At 61.9% G+C, this 24,087-nt stretch carries 23 protein-coding genes; 10 read left to right on the forward strand and 13 right to left on the reverse strand.

Annotation, left to right across the window (positions count from 1 at the left end; all coding sequences use genetic code 11):
* Positions 1-47: 47 nt before the first annotated feature.
* Genes V1294_RS17135 through V1294_RS17145 form a run of 3 tightly spaced genes read right to left on the reverse strand, consistent with a single transcriptional unit; the run spans position 48 to position 2,461 of the window.
* Complete coding sequence (locus V1294_RS17135) at positions 48-776, reverse strand: ABC transporter ATP-binding protein (RefSeq protein WP_334481906.1); 729 nt, start codon at positions 774-776, stop codon at positions 48-50.
* Positions 766-1,503 carry an ABC transporter permease gene (locus V1294_RS17140; RefSeq protein WP_108512895.1) on the reverse strand — a complete coding sequence of 246 codons (738 nt, stop codon included), beginning with the start codon at positions 1,501-1,503 and terminating at the stop codon, positions 766-768. Before V1294_RS17140 ends, V1294_RS17135 begins: the two co-directional genes overlap by 11 nt.
* Position 1,504: 1 nt before the next feature.
* Positions 1,505-2,461 carry an ABC transporter substrate-binding protein gene (locus tag V1294_RS17145; RefSeq protein WP_334504683.1) on the reverse strand — a complete coding sequence of 319 codons (957 nt, stop codon included), beginning with the start codon at positions 2,459-2,461 and terminating at the stop codon, positions 1,505-1,507.
* 104 nt (positions 2,462-2,565) lie between these two features.
* Here V1294_RS17145 and V1294_RS17150 point away from each other — a divergent pair, with 104 nt between their 5' ends.
* Entirely contained in the window at positions 2,566-2,925 is a 360-nt protein-coding gene (locus V1294_RS17150) for a hypothetical protein (RefSeq protein ID WP_108512894.1), read from the forward strand.
* Positions 2,926-2,946: 21 nt separating this feature from the next.
* Here V1294_RS17150 and V1294_RS17155 read toward each other — a convergent pair whose 3' ends face one another.
* Positions 2,947-3,765 (reverse strand): quinoprotein dehydrogenase-associated SoxYZ-like carrier, encoded by an 819-nt coding sequence (locus V1294_RS17155; RefSeq protein ID WP_334498767.1) that lies wholly within the window; start codon positions 3,763-3,765, stop codon positions 2,947-2,949.
* A 56-nt stretch (positions 3,766-3,821) separates the two neighbouring features.
* Positions 3,822-4,745: a quinoprotein relay system zinc metallohydrolase 2 gene (locus V1294_RS17160; protein WP_334504685.1), complete on the reverse strand. Its 924-nt coding sequence runs from the start codon at positions 4,743-4,745 to the stop codon at positions 3,822-3,824.
* Between the two features lie 209 nt (positions 4,746-4,954).
* Between V1294_RS17160 and V1294_RS17165 the strand changes: the two genes are divergently transcribed.
* Positions 4,955-5,839 (forward strand): substrate-binding domain-containing protein, encoded by an 885-nt coding sequence (locus tag V1294_RS17165; RefSeq protein ID WP_334498768.1) that lies wholly within the window; start codon positions 4,955-4,957, stop codon positions 5,837-5,839.
* Entirely contained in the window at positions 5,836-6,411 is a 576-nt protein-coding gene (locus tag V1294_RS17170) for a PQQ-dependent catabolism-associated CXXCW motif protein (protein ID WP_334498769.1), read from the forward strand. The genes V1294_RS17165 and V1294_RS17170 overlap by 4 nt, the downstream gene beginning before the upstream one ends.
* A gap of 132 nt (positions 6,412-6,543) precedes the next feature.
* Here V1294_RS17170 and V1294_RS17175 read toward each other — a convergent pair whose 3' ends face one another.
* From V1294_RS17175 to V1294_RS17205, 7 genes are all read right to left on the reverse strand, one after another.
* Complete coding sequence (locus tag V1294_RS17175) at positions 6,544-7,152, reverse strand: hypothetical protein (RefSeq protein ID WP_334498770.1); 609 nt, start codon at positions 7,150-7,152, stop codon at positions 6,544-6,546.
* Positions 7,149-7,997, reverse strand: coding sequence for an ABC transporter permease (locus tag V1294_RS17180; protein WP_334498772.1), 849 nt, complete (start codon positions 7,995-7,997; stop codon positions 7,149-7,151). The genes V1294_RS17175 and V1294_RS17180 overlap by 4 nt, the downstream gene beginning before the upstream one ends.
* Complete coding sequence (locus tag V1294_RS17185) at positions 7,994-8,815, reverse strand: ABC transporter ATP-binding protein (RefSeq protein WP_442895347.1); 822 nt, start codon at positions 8,813-8,815, stop codon at positions 7,994-7,996. Before V1294_RS17185 ends, V1294_RS17180 begins: the two co-directional genes overlap by 4 nt.
* Complete coding sequence (locus tag V1294_RS17190; RefSeq protein ID WP_334489775.1) at positions 8,812-9,783, reverse strand: YVTN family beta-propeller repeat protein; 972 nt, start codon at positions 9,781-9,783, stop codon at positions 8,812-8,814. Before V1294_RS17190 ends, V1294_RS17185 begins: the two co-directional genes overlap by 4 nt.
* Positions 9,784-9,800: 17 nt before the next feature.
* Positions 9,801-10,982: an ABC transporter substrate-binding protein gene (locus V1294_RS17195; RefSeq protein WP_334498773.1), complete on the reverse strand. Its 1,182-nt coding sequence runs from the start codon at positions 10,980-10,982 to the stop codon at positions 9,801-9,803.
* A 107-nt stretch (positions 10,983-11,089) separates the two neighbouring features.
* On the reverse strand, positions 11,090-11,935 hold the full coding sequence (fghA, locus tag V1294_RS17200; RefSeq protein WP_334498774.1) for an S-formylglutathione hydrolase: 846 nt from the start codon (positions 11,933-11,935) through the stop codon (positions 11,090-11,092).
* A 33-nt stretch (positions 11,936-11,968) separates the two neighbouring features.
* Positions 11,969-12,589: a response regulator transcription factor gene (locus tag V1294_RS17205; protein WP_108512885.1), complete on the reverse strand. Its 621-nt coding sequence runs from the start codon at positions 12,587-12,589 to the stop codon at positions 11,969-11,971.
* 185 nt (positions 12,590-12,774) lie between these two features.
* Between V1294_RS17205 and V1294_RS17210 the strand changes: the two genes are divergently transcribed.
* Positions 12,775-14,127, forward strand: coding sequence for an ATP-binding protein (locus V1294_RS17210; RefSeq protein WP_334498775.1), 1,353 nt, complete (start codon positions 12,775-12,777; stop codon positions 14,125-14,127).
* A 177-nt stretch (positions 14,128-14,304) separates the two neighbouring features.
* On the forward strand, positions 14,305-16,746 hold the full coding sequence (locus V1294_RS17215) for a TonB-dependent receptor (RefSeq protein ID WP_442895348.1): 2,442 nt from the start codon (positions 14,305-14,307) through the stop codon (positions 16,744-16,746).
* A 99-nt stretch (positions 16,747-16,845) separates the two neighbouring features.
* On the opposite strand, the gene V1294_RS17220 is transcribed toward V1294_RS17215, so the two are convergent.
* Complete coding sequence (locus V1294_RS17220) at positions 16,846-17,814, reverse strand: helix-turn-helix domain-containing protein (protein WP_334481888.1); 969 nt, start codon at positions 17,812-17,814, stop codon at positions 16,846-16,848.
* A gap of 417 nt (positions 17,815-18,231) precedes the next feature.
* On the opposite strand from V1294_RS17220, the gene xoxF5 reads away from it, so the two are divergent.
* The 5 genes from xoxF5 to V1294_RS17245 all read left to right on the forward strand — a co-directional run bounded on the left by xoxF5 (position 18,232) and on the right by V1294_RS17245 (position 24,063).
* Positions 18,232-20,037 (forward strand): lanthanide-dependent methanol dehydrogenase XoxF5, encoded by a 1,806-nt coding sequence (xoxF5, locus tag V1294_RS17225; protein ID WP_334498777.1) that lies wholly within the window; start codon positions 18,232-18,234, stop codon positions 20,035-20,037.
* Between the two features lie 108 nt (positions 20,038-20,145).
* Positions 20,146-20,625 (forward strand): c-type cytochrome, methanol metabolism-related, encoded by a 480-nt coding sequence (locus V1294_RS17230; RefSeq protein ID WP_334489770.1) that lies wholly within the window; start codon positions 20,146-20,148, stop codon positions 20,623-20,625.
* A gap of 73 nt (positions 20,626-20,698) precedes the next feature.
* Positions 20,699-21,805 (forward strand): S-(hydroxymethyl)glutathione dehydrogenase/class III alcohol dehydrogenase, encoded by a 1,107-nt coding sequence (locus V1294_RS17235; protein ID WP_334481885.1) that lies wholly within the window; start codon positions 20,699-20,701, stop codon positions 21,803-21,805.
* A gap of 35 nt (positions 21,806-21,840) precedes the next feature.
* Positions 21,841-22,410 carry an S-(hydroxymethyl)glutathione synthase gene (gene gfa, locus V1294_RS17240; protein ID WP_334481883.1) on the forward strand — a complete coding sequence of 190 codons (570 nt, stop codon included), beginning with the start codon at positions 21,841-21,843 and terminating at the stop codon, positions 22,408-22,410.
* A 462-nt stretch (positions 22,411-22,872) separates the two neighbouring features.
* A complete protein-coding gene (locus tag V1294_RS17245) occupies positions 22,873-24,063 on the forward strand; it encodes a fumarylacetoacetate hydrolase family protein (RefSeq protein WP_334498780.1) in 1,191 nt (396 codons plus the stop codon).
* Positions 24,064-24,087 lie beyond the last annotated feature (24 nt).

The following is a 24,087-nucleotide window of genomic DNA, read 5'->3' on the forward strand; positions in this document are numbered from 1 at the left end:
CTCCAACCCCGTCGGTGCTGCATGTTAGCACTGGTCTCTGGCAATGCCTATGAGGCATCCCGCTCGGCGGGAGCGCCGTTGATCCGCCGCATGACGTCCAACTTGATCGCGGCGATCTCGGCGTCGCCGCGCTTGCTGCGCGGTGTGCGGATAGGCAGCTGGGCGAGAATCCGAGCCGGTCGCGGCGAGAGCAGGAACAGGCGGTCGCCCAGACGAACCGCGTCGTCCACGTCATGGGTGACCAGCAGCGTTATCATGGAACGGCCGTCCATCAACATGGCAATCTCATCGCGCAGACGGGCGGCGAGGGCGGCATCGAGCGAGGCCAGTGGTTCGTCGAGAATGAGGAACTCCGGCTCGACGGCGAACGCACGGGCGAGCGCAACGCGCCGGGCTAGACCTAGCGATAGTTCGCCGGGAAAGTGATTACGATGCGCTTTCAGTTCGAGAGTTTCGAAGAGGGCTGAAAGCTTCGCTTCATCGGCCAGGGGCGCAGCAAGCCGCACATTTTCTTCGACCGACCGCCAGGGCAGCAGCCGTGGCTCCTGAAAGACGAAGCCTACTCGTGCGCCAGCGGGGCGCGAGACGCGCCCTTGAAATTCGTGGTCGAGGCCGGCGAGAATCCTGAGCATCGTACTCTTGCCGCAGCCGGATGGACCGACAAGGACGCCTACCTCTCCGGCATCAAGCGCGAAGGCCACGCCGGCGATCACGTCGTGCTGCTCGCCCGCCGCGTTCTTGAACGTCTTGCTGGCGATATCGACCTCAAGCCGCACGGGGACGCCACCGGGATAACCGGGCCTCAAACGGCTGCACCAACACGGTTTCAATGAGGAGCACGACCACAGCGAAGCTCAGTGAATAGGCCAGCAATAGCGGAATGTCGAACAGCTGGAACGCCACGCCAATCTCGAAACCAACCCCGTTCGGACGTCCGAGTAACTCCGCAACAAGGACGATCTTCCAGACCAGGGAAAGTCCTGATCGTGCGGCGGCTGCAATGTAGGGCGATAGTTGCGGCAAAATAACGTGCCGGAATTTCTTCCAGCGCGACAACGCAAATACGGTCGCCATTTCGTCGAGCGCCGCATCGAGGGCGCGCGCCCCCTCGCGCAGCGTAACGACGGCGGTCGGGAGCTTGTTGATGGCGATTGCCGCAATTGCGGCGACTTCAGTCAATCCAGCCCAGATGTAGGCGAGCACGATGACCACGAGCGCCGGCAGATTGAGCAGCAGGATCAGCCAGGGGTCGCCCAGCCGGTCGGCAAGCCGTACCCGGCCCATCAAATATCCAATCGCGGCGCCCAACGACATCGCCAGCGTGAAGGCGAGCGCAACGCGCGCCAATGTCACGCCGAGATGGAAGAACAAATTACCCGATCTTGCTTCCGCAATCATGACCGCGAGCACGGTGGGGGGAGGTGGCAGTTTCGCATCACCGGCAAGCAGCGAGCCGATCCACCAGGTTGCGAGGAGCACGGCGAATGACAGCAGGCGCGGCACCTCAGCCTCCCGGGATCGCGTGATAGAATGTTCCGGAATCGAGCTCAGGCGCCGGCCCGACAAGTTCGCGGCCGCCGATCTCAGCCAGCACGCGGTAGAGAATGCGTGCGTCGGCTTCTTCGTCGGCGACCGGGCGACGCGGAATTCCTTCCCGATAGCGATCGCGATAGGCGCGCAACGTTGTGGCGTCGGGAGCACCGGTTAGGGGCACAATTTTCTCCCATTCCGCATCCGAGGTCGACAGGATCTCTTTCGCCGCGCGGGTGATGGCGATGAAGCGGGCAAGCTTGTCCTGGTTTGCGTTCGCCCATTTTTCGTCGAAGACGTAGCCGATCATCGCGGTGCGGCCTTTGGCGCCGAGTTTCGGCAGCAGATCTTCAATGCCGGCGACGCGGCGGAAGCCCTTTGCTTCCAGTGCGGCGCAGAAATTCCAGTAGTTCAGGGTCGCATCCATTTCGCCGCTGAGCGTCTTCGCAGCCAGCAGCGGTGGCGCGCCGTAGGCGATTGTCGCCTCCGACTTCAGGTCGATTCCCCCTTGCTTCAACCACGCCAGCAGCAGCAGCCAGCTCTTGTCGATCGGGCCACCAGCGACGGCGAGCTTGCGGCCCTTGAGATCGGCCAGGGTCTGGATCGGTGATGGGGCAGGTACCATCACGGCGCCGAGCGCGCTCGAATAAGGATAGAATGTCAGCTTGGCGCCAAGCCCGCGTTCGCGCGATACCCAAAGCCAATCGGTGACCACAATGTCGGCGTTTCCGGCGCGAAGCGCGATCTTGCCCGCCTCGGGGCTCGCCAGTTCGAGAACCTCGACCGAAAGGTTGGCCCGCTTGTCGAGCCCGTGCGCACGGATGACAGCGAGTTCCCAGGCGAATGTTCCGGTCTTCTGCACCGCAACGCGCAAAACCTCGGCGCTGCAGCACGTGCCGAGCGAGACTGAAACAATCGCAGCGAGCAGCATGCGAACAAAAAACTTCATGGTGCCTTGAGCCGTTTCCTCGAACATCCGCTTTTCTGTGGGACAGTCATAGCATAGCTTCCACAATTACTAGCGGGAGGAAGACGATGACGCTTGTCGGATTGGTACGACCTATTGTCGCCGTGTCGACGGCGCTGTTGACGATGACAGCGGTCACGCGCGCCCAGGACTTCAACGATTATCCGACGTCGACGCGCGTCGAATACGCGTTTGGCTGTTTGAAAGCGAACGGCGAGAGCCGGCAGTCGATCGAGCAATGCTCCTGTTCGATCGACGTTATCGCTTCGCTCGTGCCCTATGATCGCTATGTCACGGCCGAAACCGTGCTCAGCCTGTCGCAGGTGCGGGGCGATATGGGCGGCCCGTTCCGCACGTCGGAGCAGGCGGCAAATGCGCTCAACGAGCTCAGGCGGGCCCAGGCCGAAGCGGAAGTGCGCTGTTTCTGAGGCGCTGCACGCGGCCCTGCGTCACATCCCGGAATCGTCGATCTTCCATTCGCGCTGGAAGACATGTCCCTCGGTATCCTTGGCCTCGGCGCGGAAGCGCTTCGCGCCATTCGAGACATAGGTGAACCTGATATTGGGATCCTCCGAAATTGAAATGCCGCCTTCCATCGTCAACACCAGGCTGTCGTCCTGCCAGAGACGCAGTTCGTTGACGAAGAATGCCGGCACATACAATTGCGTGACCTGGTCCATCTGCAGGCCGGAATTGTTGGGATGCCCGATCATGATCTGGGCCTCGCGCGCGCCGCTGGCGGGGCCTTCGCCGGTTTTTGCGAACTGCCGGTAGCGCATCTGGCCGAGCCTGCCTTTGGCTTCATCGGCGTTCTTGGCGGCAGGCGCCGAGCAGCCGCCGGATGCCTTTACATAGGTCTTGGTCATGTACAGTTTGCCGTCGCTGAGTTCGGCCACCGCATGAACATCGGTGTAATTGTTAACGCGGACGCGGGTGGAGATCTCAGACACCTTGGCGTCCGGCCCGAGCTGGAATTTGGCCGCCATCGGCGCAGGGTTCTGGTCGATGACCAGCGTAATGCTCAGCACCTGCCTGCTGTCGCCGGGCGACAGCTTCGTTCGCAAGGTCACCGGGACGATTGCAGCATCCTCGGCACGGGTGGGCATTTCGATGCCGATCACGTCGTTGCCGTCGTTCATCGGGCGGTTGTTGAAGATGTCTTGCGCCAGGCCGGGCCAAGGGTCATTCGCCTCGGCCGCGAGCGCCAGCGGCGCGCCAAACAGCAGCAGGCCAGCGACACCGAACAGGCGGAAGAGAGATCCGGGCATGCACCACCTTCACAGGGATGAAAGCAACGAAAGGGCAATATAGGGCAATGCGCCTGCTATTCCCATTCAATTTCCGAAAATGCTGCGGTTGCGTTGCGGGTGTTGAAGTCGTCGAACAATTCCCATCGGGATCGCTCGGAGCCCGCTGCCGTGCCTGCCGCCGCAATCGGCTCGCCGCGAGCGACGAGCCCGCGTATGTCTGCGGCCAGTGTTTGGAGATAGCGGCGCTCGTCGGCGAGGGCGGCCGGCCATCCGCTCACAGGGCCGTGACCGGGAACCACGCGTAGCGCGGGCAGGGCGCCGAGTTCGCCGAGTACGCCCAGCCAGCCGCGGATGCTGCCGTCCAGCACGGGCGTGTGGGCCAGAAACACCAGATCGCCCGCAAACAGGGTTCCGGATTTTTCATCGAGCACCGTGAGATCGCAATCGCTATGCGCAGCAGGCCACGCCCGCAGGACGAGGGTTCGTGCGCCAAGATCCAGATTCAGCGTGCCGCTGACGAGCAACGTTGGCGGCACGATCCGTATCTCGTCGATCAGCTCGTCGCCCATGGTACGGCGAAATGCATCGAGATAGAATTGTCCGCGCGTGGCCAGGGCGCGTGGCAGGTTCGCGTGGCCGACAAAGGTCGTTTCGTTCTGCACGAAAGCGCCATTGCCGAAAAAATGATCGGGGTGGCCATGCGTATTGATAACGTACCGGATCGGCTTGTCGGTCCGGGCACGAATAGCTGCCATCAATCGTCGTCCCTCGCGGACGCTGCCGCCGGTATCGATCACCGCGACTGCATCCTCTCCGACGATGAAACCGACATTGGCGATCGCACCGTCGTTCTCACGTGTCATCTGCGCGGTTCGGCCGTTGTGAACGAATACGCCATCCGCAATGGAGTTGACGGGCAACTCCTGTTGCTGCGCGCGCGAAGTTGTCATCGTAGCGAGCATCGCGAGCGCAGTCAGGATCCATGCGGCATGAGCCATATTTGGGCCTCGGCAATTCCATGTTTCATCGCAGCGACGTTTGCGTCGCAGCACAGGCGGCGAGTCCGCTACGGGGATTATTCCTGTTGCGCGCTCCAATTGACAAGCATAGCATTTTGCTCATCTGCGGCTTCAACGGAACTTGGTTCGTCGAGGTTGCCGATATTTTCTGAAGCAACCATGGTGGACCGGAAGTGCAGCAACTTTCGATGACATATGCCGGACAAAGGCGCTGGCTGGCGATCGCAATATTGGCGGTCCTCGCCATACTCGTCGGGCGCGACTGCGCGCGTGCGCAGATCAAGGAAACCGGCGATCTGTCGATCGAGCTCGTCGATCCCAAGGTGTTGCGCGTCTGCGCCGACCCGCACAATCTGCCGTTCTCCAACGACAAGGGCGAGGGATTCGAGAACAAGCTCGCCGAGCTGTTCGCCGAGAAGCTGAACAAGAAGCTGGACTACATGTACTTCCCGCAGGCGACCGGATTCGTCCGGATGACGCTTGGGGCCCATCGTTGCGACGTCATCATGGGCTTTCCGCAAGGCGACGACCTGGTCCAGGGTACCAATCCCTACTACCGCACCGCCTATGCACTGGTCGCCAAGAAGGGCAGCGGCCTCGAGGACGTTGCGACGCTGGAAGACGAGCGCCTGAAAGGCAAGCATATCGGCATCGTGGCCGGCACGCCGCCTGGCACGAACATGGCAGTCAACGGCCTGATGGCGAATGCCAAACCCTATCAGTTGATGGTCGACACGCGTATCGACTCGTCAGCGGAGGCCATGATCGGCGACCTGATGGCGGGCAAGATTGACGCCGGCATCCTGTGGGGGCCGATGGCGGGCTTCCATGCGAAGAATGCGAACCCGCCGCTCCATGTCACGCCGCTCGTGAAGGAAAAGACCGGCCCGCGACTGGCCTTCCGCATCGGCTTGGGGGTGCGGGCGGCTGACCAGAACTGGAAGCGGCAGCTCAACCGCCTGATCCAGGAGAACCAGCCCGCCATCAACAAGATATTGCTGGACTACGGCGTTCCCTTGCTCGACGACAACGACCGGCCGATCGGCGCAGAGACCGCAACGAAAGCGCCATGAAGGAAGCGCTCGCGGGCCTGATCCTTGCGGCACTCACATTCATCGTTTCGACATCAGCGCAGGAAAAACCTCCCGAGCCCGACGGGTATCGCATGGAAGACTATCGTGCGCCGGTTCCCGCGACCCTTGCCGGCGCGCGTGTTCTAGCGACAGCTGAGGCCGAGGCGATCTGGCGAACCAAGGCGGGCGTATTCATCGACGTCATGCCGCGCGCGCCGAAACCGCCAAACCTTCCTGAAGGAACGGTCTGGCGCGACCAGCCGCGGCTCAACATTCCTGGCAGCGTGTGGCTGCCCGATACCGGCTACGGAAAGCTGGCGGCTGTGACGGAAGACTACCTGCAGCGCGGGCTTGTCCGCGCGACGGCAGGCAACAAGACCGCGCTGGTGGTGGTTTACTGCCTGGCCGATTGCTGGATGTCCTGGAACGCGGCAAAGCGAATCCTGACCTTCGGCTACTCCAACGTTGCGTGGTACCCCGAAGGAACGGATGGTTGGGAGCGGGCCGGCCTGGCTCTGACGGAGTCGCAACCGGAACCGCGGGCAGGTGGGGCGACGCCGTCGCCGCACTAGAGCGGAACACAAAATCGCGAAAACAACCCCATGCAAAGTAGAATGGCCCCGGGGGGCGCGGCCCTCAAGCCGCTTGGGTCGGGGGCACGAGAGGGTCCGTCACGGCCCAGCCCAATCTCATCCTGCTGGCGATTATTCGATTTCCTGCTGAATCGTTCGTCCGAGCGCGAACAGCCGCTGATCGATCGCCGTCGGCACCTCGCAGACGAATTTGATGACGCGCTGCCGGTCCTCGAAGATGCGCGTCTGCCAAACAAGCTGATTGCCGAGGTCGTCGACCTTGGCCTGGTCGGGCGGCGTTTCGCCCTGCAACGCATGCAAGGCAAGCGTGTCGCTGCGGATTTTCTCCGCCGCCTCGCGCTGCTTGCGGGTGACGCGTTCCAGCCCGTTCAGAACCTGGGAGCGTTGAGCATTGAGGGAGTCGAACAGGCCGGCAAACAGCAGCTTTCCGCTTCCGGTCTTGTCGGCCGCACCGTTCAGATATTCCGCAATCGCCTTCTGTGCTTCCTCGAGCGGGGTCCGCCGTGCCGCCAGCTTCGCGACCAGCGCGCTGACCTTGGCATCGTCCTTCCATTTGCCGGAAACGTCGTCGAGCGGCGGGCCTGTCCACACCGCTGCGAGAGAAATCTCCGGTACCTTGGCCTGGGTACACGGCCAGTCCGGATAGCGCGGATCGGCATGGGCGACGCCGATCGTCGCCGTAACGGCAAGCCATGCTGCTATCGCGGTCCGATATTTCATGTCTCGCCTCCGGCCGGCCCGCGGCGGATCAGGCCGCGCGATGGATCGTAGGCGAGGATTGCGCCGACCATGAAGGCGATCGTGCAGCCCCCTACGACCGCGAGCGCAATCCAGTTGATCTGTCCGTACAGCGCAAAACGTATCAGCTCCACGGCATGCGTGAACGGATTGAACAGGCAGACATAATAGAGCATCGGGCTGCTCTCCAGGATACGCCACAGCGGATAGAGCGCTGAAGAAGCGAAGAACATCGGAAAGATGACAAAGTTCATCACGCCCGCAAAATTCTCAAGCTGCTTGATGCCGGAGGAGATCAGCATCCCCAGCGCGCCGAGCATCAGGCCTGATAGCACCAGCGCCGGCAGCACCGTCAGATAGCCGGCCGGCGGCGGCGCGATATCCCAGAACCAGGCAATCAGCAGGAAGGCATACACCTGGAGCAGCGAGACCGCGGTTCCCGCCAGAAGTTTGCAGGACAGGAGAAACCATCGCGGCAGCGGGCTCACCAGCAAGGTGCGCATATTGCCCATCTCGCGGTCGTAGACCATGGAGAGCGAGGACTGCATGCCGTTGAAGAGCTGGATCATCGCCATCAGGCCGGGCGCGATGTAGACCTCGTACAGGATGTAGGTTTCGTATGGCGGGATGATGGAGAGGCCGAGCACCTGACGGAAGCCGGCGGCGAAGATGAACAGCCATACCAAAGGCCGCACCAGCGCCGAGATGAAGCGTTCGCGCTGATGGAGGAAGCGAAGCGCCTCGCGCCAAACGATGCCGTTGAGGCAGGTGAGATACTCGGCGAGCGAGAAGCCGCTCCTGACTGGCCTTATGGTTGCGGAAGTCATGATGTCGGGCTCCCGCTCTGCGCGGTGGAGCCGGTCAGCCGCATGAACGCCGTGTTGATATCGCTGCCACCGGCATCGGCGATGACCTGCGCGACTTTGCCCTTGGCCAGTACCCGGCCCTGATGCAGGACAACGAGATCATCGTTCGAACCGATCTCGTCGAACAGATGGGTTGCCCACAGCACGCTTATTCCCTGTTCGGTAACGAGCTGGCGGACGTGGTTGAGGATGTCGGCGCGGGCCTTGACGTCGAGGCCGACGGTTGCCTCGTCGAGCAGCAGCAGGCGCGGGCGGTGCAGCAGCGCCCGCGCGATTTCCAATCGCCGCATCTGGCCGCCGGATAGGTCGCGTACCTTGCTGCCGGCGCGATCGGCAAGGCCGATGCGCGCCAGCACCTCGCGGCTTCGTTCGCGGGCATCGCGCCTGGCGATGCCGTGCAAGGCTGCGTGATAGAGCAGGTTCTGCGTCACCGAGAGGTCGAGATCGAGCGTGCGGGGCTGAAACACCACGCCGAGCAGCCGCAATGCTTCGCCGGGCGCTTGTGCGACGTCATGGCCGAAAATGCCGATATGTCCGCGCTGGATTCCGAACAGCCGCGTGATCAACGAGAACAGGGTGCTCTTGCCGGCGCCGTTCAGGCCGAGCAGCGCGGTGAAGCTTGCCGGTGCGACGGTGAAGCCAATGTCGATCAGTGCCTGCCGCGCGCCATAGGAATGGCTGACGCCGTCGATCGACAACGCAGGAATCTCCGCGGCGTCCAGCCGGGAAGGGATGTCCCGCTTATCGTGACCGGCGGAAAGTGCGTCAGTGGCCATCATGGCTGTGCAATCGTGATACCCCAGGGCAACTCGCCGACCTGGATCGTCTTGATGACTTTTTGCGCGGCAACGTCAATCACCGAGACGTCGTTCGACACGCCATTGGTAACCATCAGATATTTCTCGTCCGGGGTGAATGCCATGTGCCACACCCGCTGACCCACCAGCAGATACTTCGTGACCTTGTGGCTGGCGGCATCCACAACTGCGATGCGATTGGCAGGGCCGAGCGCGACGAAAGCGGTCTTGCCGTCTTTGGTCATGCCGATGCCGACCGGCTGGATGGCTTCGCTCCGCAGGCCTGGAATGTTGAAGGTGATCTTGTCCGTCACCACCCGCTTGACCGGATCGATGATCGAAACGGTGCCGCCGATCTCCGACGACACCCACACTTCGGAATTGTCACGCTTGAACTCGGCGAAGCGCGGGCGCGCATCGACCAAAACGTTGGCGACGATCTGGCGCGTCGTGGTGTCGATGAAATGCGCCATGTTGGTCGTCTCGGACGTATTGATCAGGATTTTACCGTCCGGACTGATCGCCATGCCCTCCGGCTCGACGCCGACCTGGATTTCGCCGAGACGGGCGCGCTTCTCGACGTCGATGATTGTCACTGTATTGTCGTTTTCGTTGGCGACGTAGAGCATCTTGCCGTCAGCATCGAGGGCGAACAGTTCGGGGTCCGGACCGGAGGGCAGAGTATCGACGACCTCCTGCTTCGCAACGTCGATGACCTGAATGCTGTCGTCGTCGCCGACGGCCACGAATACAAACTTTCCGTCCCTCGTGAACTCAATGCCGCGCGGCCGCTGGCCGACCTTGATGGTCTTGGTAACGGTCCAACTGTCCGTATCGATCACGGTTACGGTGTTGCTCTTCTCGTTCGACACATAGGCGATGAAGGCCGAGGCGGGGGCCGCCGTCGCGAGCAGGAAAGCCATTCCGGAAAGCAGGCAATAACGCCACATACGCAATCTATCCTCCTTCATTGCAGCCTGCATTTGGTTTCGGGCCGATCGCCGCCAAGCGTATCGAGCTCCGACACCTGGTGCAAAAATCCTTCCTGCGGCGAAACCGAAACCACCATGCGTCCATCGACCAGCAGGATTGGCTGACGAAGCTGCAGGTTCCAGTCCCGCAGCGTCAGCCGCCGGCCCTTGAACGCCGCAATGGAAAAGTCGGGCCCTTTAAGGAACGCCGATACCGCCTTTGGGTCGCCAGACTTCGTGCGCGACGCCGCTTCGCCGATCATACGCACGGCCGTCCAAGCCTGCATGTCCAGTGCGGTCATGTGTCGCGAGTTTAATTTTGCAAACCGGTTCTGGATCTGGATCGCGCCCCACTGATCCTGTGCGGCGTGCCAACTGGTTGGAACCAACCCCGCTGAGCCGGCAACCGGCCGCGGATCCCAGGTGCGGTAGGGCAGGTAGGATGCGAACACCTCGCTTTCATCGGAAGCGACGAGGACGTCATAGGCCGGTGCTTGCTGGGTAAATACCGGCATCTGCCGCTGGATCAAGGTGACGCCGCTATCGGTACGACGCGCGCCGCCGGTATCTTCGAAGGTTCGCTCCTGAACGATCTTGGCGCCGAAGCGCGTCGCTGCGCGACGCAATGCGTCGGCGTACAGCCTGTCCTGCTCATGCGAGCCGACAACGAGCAGCCAGCGCTTCCATTGCTTCCATACCAGATACTGGGCGAGCGCATCCGCCAGCATCGAGCGCGTCGGCGCGACGTGAATTACGTTGGTGCGACAGTCCTGCTCGCGCAGCCGGTCGTCGATCGCGCCGGCATTCAATAGCAGCGTACCGCGATCGCGAAGCGCGTCGGCGGCCTTCAACAACTCGTCCGCCGGAAGGTCGGCGATGATGAAGCCGGTGCGCTCGGCGAGTGCTGCTGCGGCCTTCGCGACATCCTCACCATCCTTCAGCCGGACTTCCTCCAGCGTGAAATGCTGGTTGAGGAACTTGCCCGTGGTGTTGTTGTCCTCGATTGAAAGGCGCGCGCCGGCAAAACCGTCGTTTTCCGTCGGCAGTTCGACGAGTGATAATTTCGCTTTGACCCCGGCGCGGCCGAGATAGCCGATGCCGATCTCGATCGGATCGGCCGCGAGCACGGGGTTGGCCGCGACGCTCAAGCCGATCGCAATGACCAACCATCGGAACATGGCTTCTCCCTGACAGGTCTTCTCGAATTCGCCGTATGGCGGACCGTTTGACCTGAACCATGACCGAATTGTTTTGGCTTGCAACCACAATTCTCTGTGGGGCGGCTTCAGCCCTTCAGGCGCTCCGCGTGCCAGCGCAGATGATCGGACATGAACGTGGAGATGAAGTAGTAACTGTGGTCATAGCCGGGCTGCCGGCGCAAGGTGAGGGGGATCCTGGCTTTCTCGCACGCGGCCTGCAGCAGCTCCGGGCGGAGCTGCTCGGTCAGAAACGGATCGGCATCGCCGTAGTCGACCAATAGATCGGACACTCTGGCGCCGTCCTCGATCAACGCAACGGTATCGTGCTTGCGCCATGTCTGCCTGATGTCGCCGAGATAGCCGCCGAGCGCCTTGATGCCCCACGGCACCTGCGAGGGCGCGACGATCGGCGCAAACGCGCTTGCCGCGCGATAGCGCCCGGGATGACGCAGCGCGACCGTCAGTGCGCCGTGACCACCCATGGAGTGGCCGAGGATGGATTGTCGATTGGGATCGACTGGAAAGTTCTCGGCGACCAGTTTCGGCAGCTCTTCCGTGACATAGCTCCACATGCGGTAATTGCGCGCGAACGGCTCCTGCGTCGCATCGACATAGAAGCCGGCGCCTAGCCCAAAGTCGTAGGCATTGGCGCGATCGCCGGGCACGCCTTCGCCGCGCGGGCTGGTGTCGGGCGCAACGAAGATCAGTCCAAGCGCGGCGCAGGCGCTGCGGAATTCACCCTTTTCCGTGACGTTGGCGTGGGTGCAGGTCAGGCCGGAGAGATACCAGACCACCGGCAGCCTGGCGCCGGCGGTGTGCGGCGGGACATAGACCGAGAAAGTCATGTCGGTCCCGGTTTCGCGGCTGGCGTGTCGATAGACGCCCTGCGTTCCGCCGTATGACATGTTGAGCGAAACCGTCTGCATGGTCATGATCTCAAAACTCCTGCGCCGCGCGGCACGCGCTTACGCCACGCCGCTTTCAATTGCCAGCCGTACCAGTTCGGCGGAGGTTCGCACGCCGAGCTTCTGGCGCATGATCGAGGACGTGTTGGCAACCGTCTTGTACGAGGAATGAACCATCCACGCGATCTCGGAAAGGCTCTTGCCGGCGCTGAGCAGGCGCAAGATCTCCATCTCCCGCGAGGTGAGCCTGGAAAGCGGGCTGCGGGCGAATGCAGGACCGGCGAATGCGATGCTCCGGGCGATCGCGGAGGGCAGGTAGACCCCGCCCTTGCCGACTTCACGAATCGCCTCGACCAGATCCTGCGGATCGCCGGTCTTGGCGACATAACCCTTGGCGCCGATGTCGATGGCGCGCGCGGCGAAGACCGGATCGTCGTTCATGCTGAACATGATGATCCGAGCGGAAGCGGCGCGTGCAAGAATGCGCCGCGCCAGTTCGAACCCCGACACGGTCGGCAGGTTGATATCGATCACGCAGATGTCGGGGCGCTCAGTGACGAACACGCGTTCGCCGCTTTCAGCGTCGGCGGCCTCCAGCAGCACGACCTCCGGGTCGTCGGCAAATACGGTACGGCAGCCCGAAGCAACGATGGGATGGTCGTCGACGATCAGAACACGCATTGCATCGATCCCCGAACTGCTTCCGTTCCGTTGCTGTATCACGTCAGGCCATACTGACGCCGGCGCGAGGTCGAATATGCAACACCCGCGAGATTACTGTACGCTTCAATCTGATCGTCGGTTTTTCGACTGTCAACGGTCCTCTCGAGGGAGGAACTGATTGCGACGCGATTGGGGCAAACCTCATGTGGCAGAAATTATCGTTGCGTGGGCGGATCAATTTGCTGCTGGCGTTGGGCCTGACGCTCGGTCTGGCCATCAATATCGCGCGGCTGGTGGTGGAGGCGGCACCCCGCGTGCGGGCCGAGGATCAAAGCGTGATACGGCTGGCGCGCGAATTCGTGGAGACGATCGTTCCCGGTCTCAACGAGGCACCGGACCCGGATGCGCGGCTGAACCAGATCGTTCGCGACCTCAGCCGGCTCCGGCACGTCAGTATCACGCGGCAGGGTGATACCTCCGCAGGCGAGCGCTCCGGTAGCGGCGATGACCAACGCTCGCCGCCGGCCTGGTTCATCGCGCTCGTTCATCCGGAAACGACCGCCGTGAGCGTACCGATCACCATCCATGGAAAGCCGCAGTCGCTCGTGATCACGTCGCATCCGAACGATGAAATGGCCGAGATATGGGACGGAATCATCACCCAGCTTGCGGTCAGTTCCGCCCTCGCCATCGCGCTCTTTCTGGTTACCATGATGGTGGTCGGCCGCGCGTTGGCGCCGCTGCAGGCACTTTCGCAGACCATGGCGAATATCGAGGCCGGGCAATATGCTTCACGCGTCGAGCCCGGCGGCGCGCCCGAACTGGCGGCGCTCTGTGCCAAGCTGAACCACCTTGCGGGCGTCCTCGGCGAGGCGATCGAGGACAAGCGCCGGCTCGCCGAACGCACGGTCTCGCTGCAGGATCTGGAGCGCAAGGAGATTGCGCGCGAGTTGCATGACGAATTCGGGCCCTATCTTTTCACGCTGCGCGCCCATGCCGGCGCCCTGATGCGGCTTTCGGAAGACGGGCGCTCGGTCGCTGCGGATGCACTGCGCAAGCATGGCACCGCCATCATGGAGCAGATCAATGCGCTCCAGCAATTCAATCGCAGGATACTGGAAAAGCTGCGGCCCGTCGGGCTGGCGGAGCTCGGATTGCGCGAGGCGCTCGGCGTGCTCTTGCGTTTGTGGCGTGAGTCGCGTCCCGACGTGACCATCGACGCGAACATTGCATGCGCGCCTGAAGCGACCGGAGAAGTCACCGACTTGACGGTTTACCGCATCGTTCAGGAAGCTCTCACGAATGCCTTCCGCCACGCCGACGCGACCTCCGTCAGCGTCACGGTCGAACAGGCCACGGGAATGCATGGAAATCGCGGCTGCGCCCTGGTGCGCGTCAGCGACAACGGGCGTGGTTTGGCGCCGGATCACAAGCACGGCTTCGGCCTGATCGGCATGCGCGAAAGAATATTGGCGCTGGGCGGAACGCTGAATGTCGTCTCCGACCACGGAGGCGTAACGGTAGAGGCGGTCGTTCCCCATGGGTCGCACCATTGATGGATTCGACGCGCCGTTCGGGAATTTCTCCCGGTCTCTTCCGGGACGAATGCATTTCGGGAACCCGACCTTTTGCGGCTAGCGCGCGTCGTTGCCTTCTCACTAGTATCGTCCGCAACCTGACCGGCGGGACAATGCCGGAACGTAGTGGGTGGGGACAGAGTGGGGGTGGGGTACATGGGCACGCGTTTAGTGTTGGTCGGGACAATCTCGATGTGCCTCGTCCCCGGCTGTGCTCAGGCCCAAACGGTGTCCCGCGATAGCGAAGTCTTACCGGCCATCGAGGTAACTGCCCCAACGACATCAGCCAGACCAGCGACCCGACCAGCCCGCGGCAGTACTGCACCTCGAGCCACCCGAAATGTGCGCAGGGTCTATGTCTATCCGACCGCGCCGACGCCGACGGTCGGCTCTGGAATGGACGTCGACAAGGTGCCGGCAGCGGTCAACGCCGTTGGCGCCGGGCAGATCGCGCGCACGGGCTCGCTGAACATCGCGGACGCACTGCAACAACAGGTACCGGGTATCATCATCAGTGATACTACCGGCAATCCGTTCATGCCGGACATCCAGTTTCGCGGTTTCGTTGCATCGCCGGTCGCCGGTACCCCTCAGGGACTGGCAGTTTACCAGAACGGCGTGCGAATCAATGAGGCGTTCGGCGACACCGTCAACTGGGACTTGATCCCGACCGCGGCGATCAGGTCGGTCACCGTCGTGACCAATAACCCCGCGTTCGGCCTTAATGCGCTGGGCGGCGCCGTCAACGTCCAGATGAAGGATGGATTCAACTATAAAGGTGCCGAAATCAACACGATGGGTGGCTCGTTCGGACGCATCCAGAGTTCGGCGCAGTATGGCAAGCAGATCGACAATTTTTCCGTCTATGGTGCGCTCGAGGGAGTGCGTGACAACGGCTACCGCAATTTTTCGGAATCGGCTATTCGGCGCTTCTATGGCGATGTCGGCTACCGGACCGACAGCAGTGAATTTCACCTCAACGTGGGTGTCGCCAAGAACAATTTCGGCGCCTCTGCAGCGGTTCCGGTCGAATTGCTGCAGAAGTACTGGGGCGCGACCTATACGACGCCGCAGACTACGGACAACCGCGTTGCCTACGGCAATCTGACCGGAAAGGTCGAGGTCACACCGACCTGGACGATCGAAGGCTCGGCGCGAGTCCGCACGTTCCGGCAGAAGACGGTGGACGGAAACCCGACCGAGACGGCGCCATGTGCGGCCGATCCGGGGCTGCTTTGCTTCAACGAAGAAGACACCACGCCGGGAGCGCCGGCGAACGGGCTCAACGGAGTCCAGCTTGCAAATCCGTTCCCCACGGATGCGGTGCTGGGCCAGATCGACCGGACGACCACCCGTTCGACCACGACCGGGGCGACCCTGCAGGCAACCAACACCGACCAGTTGTTCGGACACAACAACCAGTTCATGGTCGGCACCAGTTTCGACTCCGGCGTTACCCGCTTCGGGGCCAGCGCGGAATTGGGCACGATAGGCTCAAATTACGTCGTCAGCGGCAGCGGCATATTCCTCGGCCGGTCCGGCGAACCCGTATCCATCGGCCCGGTCTCGCTTCGTGCCACCAACCGATACACCGGACTCTATGCGCTCGACACGTTCGACGTGACGGATGCGTTTTCAATCTCGGGCGGCGGCCGGTTCAACTATGCAAGCATCGTCCTTCAAGATCTGATCGGCACCGACCTCAACGGCAACCATACGTTCAGCCGCTTCAATCCGATGATCGGCGGCACCTACAAGATCACGCCTGAAATGACGGCCTATGCTGGATACTCCGAAGCCAATCGCGCACCGACCCCGCTGGAACTCGCATGCGCCGACCCTTCGCGCCCCTGTATCGCCGCAGCATTCCTCATCGCCGACCCGCCCCTGAAACAGGTCGTGTCCCGCACCGTGGAAGCCGGTTTCCGCGGAACAAAGGAGCTGAATATCGGCACGCTCGGGTGGAAGGTCGGAGCCTTCAGTGCAACCAACGCTGATGACATCCTGGCGATTCCCAGTCCGGAGGTGCAGGGATTTGGCTATTTCCAGAACGTGGGCAGGACGCGGCGCCAGGGTATCGAGGCGCAGGTGAATCTGACGTCGAAGACGCTGCAACTATACGCCAGCTATGCCCTCGTCGATGCGCGCTTCCTCGATCCCTTACAGCTCAACTCTCGCAGTCCGTTCGCCGATACCGATGGCAATATCCAGGTCCTGCCGGGAAACCGGATTCCGGCGATTCCCCGCAACCGGGTCAAGTTCGGTATCGATTATTCCGTCACGGACGCCTTCAAGGTCGGGGGCGATGCGCTGTTCGTCGGCAGCCAGTATTTTGTCGGCGATGAATCCAACCAGGCCGCGAGGCTACCAGGGTATTCGGTCTTCAACCTGCACGCCTCATATCAGATCAACAAGACGTTTCAGATCTACGGCCGCGTCGACAATATTTTCGACAATCGCTATGCGACCTACGGGACGTTCTTTGATACTGGTGACGTGCCCAATTTCGCCAATGGCGGCGCGGAGTTCACGGACCCGCGCTCTGTCAGCCCGGCGCGGCCGCGGGCGTTCTATGCAGGGCTGAAGGCAACCTTCTAGGCCAGCGAAACGGATTGCAGTTTCCGTTGCCCGATGCAGGGGGAGGCAGCGCTGAGGCGCCGCAAAATATCGGCTTTCCGCAACCGTGACGTTCCGCTTTCAGGAAGCGCTGGGCGACGGATCGGCGCAATGCGCCTTGTGGATCGCCGAGGGTACGAAGCCAAAGTGCTTCCGGAACACGCGGCTGAAGTGCGACGAACTGGAAAAGCCCCACGAAAATGCGACATCCGTGATGGTCTTGCCGTGCTGCGTCTCCAGCTCCTGGCGGCAGTGCAGCAGCCGCGCCCGCCAGATATAATCGCTGACGGTCATGCCCTTGTCGCTGAACAGCATGTGCAGATAGCGCTTGGTGCAGCCCAATGCCGCCGAGATCTGGTCGATGCACAGCTCCGGGTCGCGCAAATGTTCGCGGATGAAGGCTTGCGCCCGGATGTACATCGCCTCGGGACCGACGCGATCGAACATCGTGTCGGCCTCGCGCAGCGGCAACAGCAGCAGATCGATGAGCGAATCAGCGACGCCGATGGCGTTGTAGGGCGACAGCCGGTTCGCTTCGTCGAACGCGGTGTGCACGAAGTCATAGGCGATGCGGCCGGTGCCGTTACGCGCCGAGAGCTTGCACGGCAGCATCTTCGCCGTGCGGAAGCCGCGCTCGTGAAGCAGTGCCTTTGGCACGATCACGACCTCGTGCCGGGTCAATGAGGGGCTGACGATCGTGTGCGGGCAGGAGACGTCATAGGCGAGGCAATCGCCGGGCATGATGTCGATGCGACGGCCGCTTTGTTCGAAATGCGAGATGCCGTAGGTCTGGAACAGTATCTTGACGTAGGGATGTTCGCTCAGTTTTGTGCCTGAAACCGTGTGCGCGATGCGATGCTGGCTCGCCTCGATCTGACACAGTTTCAGCTGCGAGACGGTTGTGTAATTTATCCGCGCCTCGAGCGAAGAACCCTCAAGTGGATCGACATCAAACTGGCCGCAGAGATCGGTCAGCGCATCTGACCAAGTTTGGATCTGCCTCTTCGGCGTTAACCCGGAAGTGCTGAGTGAACGAACTGTATCAGACATTGCCCAGCCACCAATTTGAGAACAGGCTACGACCTCCGCCAAAGCGTCGGTCAGATGGTCGTACCATTTGGCCCCAATTTAGGCAGTCGTCCGGGAAGTTGCGCAGATTCTTCCCAATATCCCTTTGACAATCCTCCAACTTAGTTTCAGCGGCGTCAAGGGAAACCTCGACCGAGGGCCGCGCAGGGAAGGTCGTGGGAACACGCCCACGGAATGATGCTTCGCAGCATCACGGCAGAGCCTGAACGTCGCGCGCCGGTCCGAAATTAAAAAAATGATTAAGTTTCGCTATTGAGCAAACGCGCTTCGCTCTTGGGCAAGTTTCCTATTTCCGAACGGGATAGGAATAGGGACCAAGAATGGAAAATGGGCCGTCTCGGCGGAAACCCAAAACTCTTAATCTGGGAGGAAACCACTATGCGCAAGGTGCTACCCGCAGCCTGTCTCGGCGTCATGGCGGCATTCGCCGTCGGCGTCGCGTATGCCAATGAAGAGCTGAGCAAGATGGCGCAGAACCCGAAAGATTGGGTGATGCCGGCCGGCGACTACGCAAATACACGCTACTCGAAGCTGAACCAGATCACCGCAGCCAATGTCGGCAAGCTCCAGGTTGCCTGGACCTTCTCGACCGGTGTGCTGCGCGGCCATGAAGGCGGGCCGCTCATCATCGGCAACATCATGTACGTCCATACGCCGTTCCCGAACAAGGTCTACGCTCTTGACCTTTCGCAGGAGAACAAGATCGTCTGGAAGTACGAGCCGAAGCAGGATCCGAACGTCATTCCGGTGATGTGCTGCGATACGGTCAATCGCGGCGTGGCCTATGGCGACGGCAAGATATTCCTGCATCAGGCAGACACCACGTTGGTCGCGCTCGATGCCAAGACCGGGCAGGTGGCGTGGAGCGTCAAGAATGGAGATCCGGGCAAGGGCGCCACGGGCACCTCCGCGCCGCTCGTCGTCAAGGACAAGGTCCTGATCGGCATCTCCGGCGGCGAGTTTGGCGTGCAATGTCACGTCACGGCCTACGACCTCAAGAGCGGCAAGCAGGTATGGCGCGCCTTCTCCGAAGGGCCGGACGATCAGATCATGGTCGACCCCGTGAAGACGACCGAACACGGCAAACCGATCGGCAAGGATTCGAGCGTCAAGACCTGGCAGGGCGATCAGTGGAAGATCGGCGGCGGCTGCACATGGGGCTGGTTGTCCTATGACCCCAGTCTGAACATGGTCTATTACGGGTCCGGCAACCCCTCGACCTGGAACCCGAAACAGCGTCCGGGCGACAACAAGTGGTCGATGACCGTCTTCGCGCGCAACGCGGATACCGGCATGGCCCACTGGGTCTACCAGATGACGCCCCATGACGAATGGGACTACGACGGCGTCAACGAAATGATCCTCAGCGACCAGCAGATCAATGGCCAAGAGCGCAAGCTGTTGACCCATTTCGACCGCAACGGTTTAGCTTACACGATGGACCGTACCAACGGCGAACTCCTGGTCGCCGAGAAGTACGATCCGAAGGTGAACTGGACCACCGGCGTCGACATGAACAAGAGCTCGCCGACCTACGGACGTCCCAAGGTTGTCGATCAGTATTCGACCGAAAAGGGCGGCGAAGACAAGAACACGAAGGGTATCTGCCCGGCGGCGCTCGGCACCAAGGACGAGCAGCCGGCAGCCTATTCGCCCGATACGCAACTGTTCTACGTGCCGACCAACCACGTCTGCATGGACTACGAGCCGTTCAAGGTGAGCTACACCGCGGGCCAGCCCTATGTCGGCGCGACGCTCTCGATGTATCCGCCTCAGGGCGAGAGCCACATGGGCAACTTCATCGCCTGGGACAACAAGACCGGCAAGATCGTCTGGTCGAACAAGGAGCAGTTCTCGGTGTGGTCGGGAGCGCTCGCGACAGCCGGCGGCGTGGTGTTCTACGGAACGCTCGAAGGCTATCTGAAGGCAGTCGATGCCAAGACCGGCAAGGAGCTTTACAAGTTCAAGACCCCGTCGGGCATCATCGGCAACGTCACGACCTATGAGCAGGGCGGCAGGCAGTATGTGGCTGTGCTGTCCGGCGTCGGCGGCTGGGCGGGTATCGGCCTTGCCGCAGGTCTGACCGATCCGACGGCAGGACTCGGCGCGGTCGGTGGCTATGCCGCGCTGAGCAACTACACCGCGCTCGGCGGCACGCTCACCGTGTTCGCACTGCCGCAGTAAAGCAGGACCACCTCGTCCGGCGCGTGGCTCGTTCCACGCGCCGGTTGATCTAGATCTGATATCGAGGATGAGCTCTTGCGTAGAATCTGTTTGATTGTAGCCACTCTCATGCTTGTGGCGCCGGGATTGGTTGCCCACGCTGCGGACGATCCGACCGCCATCAAGTCCGAGGATGGCAAGTATCTCGACAAGGAAGGAAACCCGACCTTCAAGGTCGGGGCCGACGGGACGGTCGATTGGTACACCTATTCCGGATACCGCCGCTATCACTCCGAATGCCATGTCTGCCATGGCCCTGACGGGATGGGATCGACCTACGCGCCGGCGCTACAGGAGTCGTTGAAGACGATGAGTTACGGCGATTTCCTCGGTGTGGTCGCCAGCGGTCGCAAGAACGTCAACACCGCGCAAGAGAGCGTCATGCCGGCGTTCGGCGATAACCCGAATGTCGCCTGCTACATGGACGACCTCTACGTCTATCTGCGTGCCCGCGCTTATGACGCCGTCGGGCGCGTGCGGCCTGCCAAGCGTGAAGACAAACCCGAGGCCTACACTGAGGCAGAGAAGTCCTGCATGGGAGCCAAATGATCATGCCGAACATGCGAGGTTTGCGTCTCGGCAGGTCCGTGCAGCGACTTGAAAAGAAAATGTGGAGCTTAAGATGAAGACCCGCGCTGCTGTCGCATTCGAGGCCAAAAAGCCTCTTGAAATCGTTGAGGTCGATCTGGAAGGCCCGAAGGCCGGTGAAGTCCTCGTCGAGATAAAGGCGACCGGAATCTGTCACACCGACGCTTACACGCTCGATGGATTCGACAGCGAAGGAATCTTTCCTTCGATTCTCGGTCATGAAGGCGCAGGCATCGTCCGCGAGGTTGGGCCGGGTGTGACGTCCGTCAAGGCCGGCGATCACGTGATCCCGCTCTACACGCCGGAATGCCGCCAATGCAAAAGCTGCCTGAGCGGCAAGACCAATCTTTGTACCGCCATCCGCGCCACGCAGGGCAAGGGGCTGATGCCGGACGGCACCTCGCGCTTCAGCTATAAGGGCAAGCCGATCTACCACTATATGGGTTGCTCGACCTTCTCGAACTTTACCGTGCTGCCGGAAATCGCGGTGGCAAAGATTCGCGAGGACGCGCCGTTCGACAAGAGCTGCTACATTGGTTGCGGGGTGACGACGGGCGTTGGCGCCGTGGTGAATACCGCCAAGGTGACACCGGGCGCCAACGTCGTCGTATTCGGTCTAGGCGGCATCGGGCTCAACGTCATCCAGGGCGCGAAGATGGTGGGCGCCGACAAGATCGTCGGCGTTGACATCAACGACTCCAAGGAGGATTGGGGTCGCCGTTTCGGCATGACGCATTTCGTCAACCCGACCAAGGTCAGCGATATCGTCCAGCATCTGGTCGGACTTACCGACGGCGGCGCCGATTACACCTTCGACTGCACCGGCAACACCACCGTGATGCGGCAGGCGCTCGAAGCGTGCCATCGCGGCTGGGGCGTCTCGGTCGTTATCGGGGTCGCGGAGTCCGGCAAGGAAATCGCCACCCGGCCGTTCCAACTGGTGACCGGCCGTGTCTGGAAGGGAACGGCATTCGGCGGCGCGCGCGGCCGAACGGATGTGCCGAAAATCGTCGACTGGTACATGAACGGAAAGATCGAAATTGATCCGATGATCACGCACGTCCTCAAGCTGGAGGAGATCAACCACGGCTTCGATCTCATGCACCAGGGCAAGTCGATCCGCTCAGTTGTCGTGTTCTGAAATTAGAGAACCTAAAACACAAGGAGGATAGGCGCATGACTGTTCATATTCATCCAGCGATTGATAGCGGCGTAAAGAAGGGGACCGGCAACTTTGCCGGCGGCACTCTTGTCTGCAAATGCACGGACAGGCCGGTCAAGGTCGCCATCAAGGGCGATGTCGCCCACAACCACGCATGCGGCTGCACCAAGTGCTGGAAGCCCGCGGGGGCGACATTCTCCGTTGTCGCCGTCGTTCCGCGTGACAATGTGAACGTGACCGAGAACGGCGACAAGCTGCAGATTGTCGACGCGTCGGCGGCGATCCAGCGCTATGCGTGCAAGGCCTGCGGCACGCATATGTATGGCCGGATCGAGAACACCGGGCATCCATTCTACGGCCTCGACTTCATCCATCCCGAACTGTTCCAGGAAGGTGGATGGGCAGCCCCTGGGTTCGCCGCATTCGTGTCGTCCGTGCTGGAGTCCGGCGTTCAGCCGGCCGAGATGGACGGAATCAGGGCCCGGCTGAGGGAACTCGGGCTCGAGCCCTATGATTGCCTGTCGCCGCCTTTGATGGATGCGATCTCGAGCCATGTGGCAAAGTCCAAGGCCAAGGCAGCCTGAACAAGGCGGCCTGAACCGGGCGCTGGCCTGATCCTCCGCGATACCGGACTCGCGCTGATGGCGATCGCCATCAGCGGAGCCGGACGCCGGGAGCGCCACGCGGTTGTGCCATTGCTTCGTTGATGTCGGTAGGCGAAGAACGCCTGCCGGCCAACGAAGCCATGCACCCGTCTCGGGCAGGCGGCTCTCCGGCGCGGCCCGTCCGGCGCATAATTCCCTGACATCGATGCCCTCCGAGGTCTTTGCTCAATCGCCATGCAGTCCATGGCGAGGTGCGGCGTGGCCCAATCGGCTGCACTTGACCGATCGTCTGATTTTGCATGCTGCAGCGCGATGAACTTTGTCGTGGCGGCCACAATGCTGCAGGCGGATATCTCCGGGGTGTTGACCCGTCGCGTGGTTCCCTTCTATGGACGATGCTGCCCTGACCGCACAGGCGCTACCTCGCGAGGATTCCCCACGATGCCGATCGTCACAGATGCCGCATTCATTTTACCCGACGATTTCGCCGGCGCCGCGCTGATGGGGCGGATCTGGCGTCCCGATCTTGCCGGCCCGTCGGTGGTTGCGATCCGCCAGGACGGCGTGTTCGACATCACCGAGGATTTCCCGACCGCCAGCCAGCTTGCCGCCGCCGCCGATCCGGCGCGGGCGCTGCGCGCCGCGCGTGGCGAGCGGGTAGGCACGCTGCAGGATCTGTTGAACAACACGCCGCCCGACACCCGCGATCCGACCAGGCCATGGCTGCTCGCCCCGATCGATCTGCAGGTGATCAAGGCTGCCGGCGTCACGTTCGCCGTATCGATGCTGGAGCGGGTGATCGAGGAGCGGGCACGGGGCAATCCGGATTCGGCGCAAGCCATCCGGGCCGAGGTAACACGGATCGTCGGCACCGACCTGTCGCGGCTGAAGCCGGGCTCGGCGGAAGCGCAGCACGTGAAGGACGTGCTGGTTTCCCAGAATGCCTGGAGCCAGTATCTCGAAGTCGGAATCGGGCCGGACGCGGAAGTGTTTACCAAGGCTCCGGTCCTGTCGGCGGTGGGTACATGCGTGGATGCGGGCCTGCATCCGAAATCGACCTGGAACAATCCAGAGCCCGAGGTGGTGCTGGTGGTGACGCACGACGGGCGTATCGTCGGCGCGACGCTTGGCAATGATGTCAATCTGCGTGACTTCGAGGGACGCTCGGCGCTGCTGTTGTCCAAGGCCAAGGACAACAACGCGTCCTGCGCCATCGGGCCGTTCGTGCGGTTCTTCGACGCGGACTTCACGCTCGACGACGTCAGGAAGATGGATATCTCGCTGGAGGTGAAGGGGCCGGAGGGTTTCGTCCTGCATGGCGCATCTTCCCTGACTCAGATCAGCCGCGACCCGGCCGACATCGTCGGGCAGACGATCAACGAGAACCATCAATACCCCGATGGTTTCGTGTTGTTCCTGGGCACCATGTTCGCACCGATCCAGGACCGTGCCGAGAAGGGGCAGGGGTTCACCCATGTGGAAGGCGATCTGGTGACGGTCGCCACGCCGAAACTCGGCCGGCTGACCAACCGCATGCGCCACAGCGGCGATTGCGAACCTTGGAAATTCGGCCTGACCGAGCTCTTCGCCGCGTTGATGCGCCGCAAGGGTGTTGGCCGAAGCGGCAATTAGCCTCTAGCCGCGACAGCCGGGAGG

Origin of the sequence: Bradyrhizobium sp. AZCC 1678 (genome assembly GCF_036924765.1) — a bacterium.
Classification (GTDB): domain Bacteria; phylum Pseudomonadota; class Alphaproteobacteria; order Rhizobiales; family Xanthobacteraceae; genus Bradyrhizobium; species Bradyrhizobium algeriense.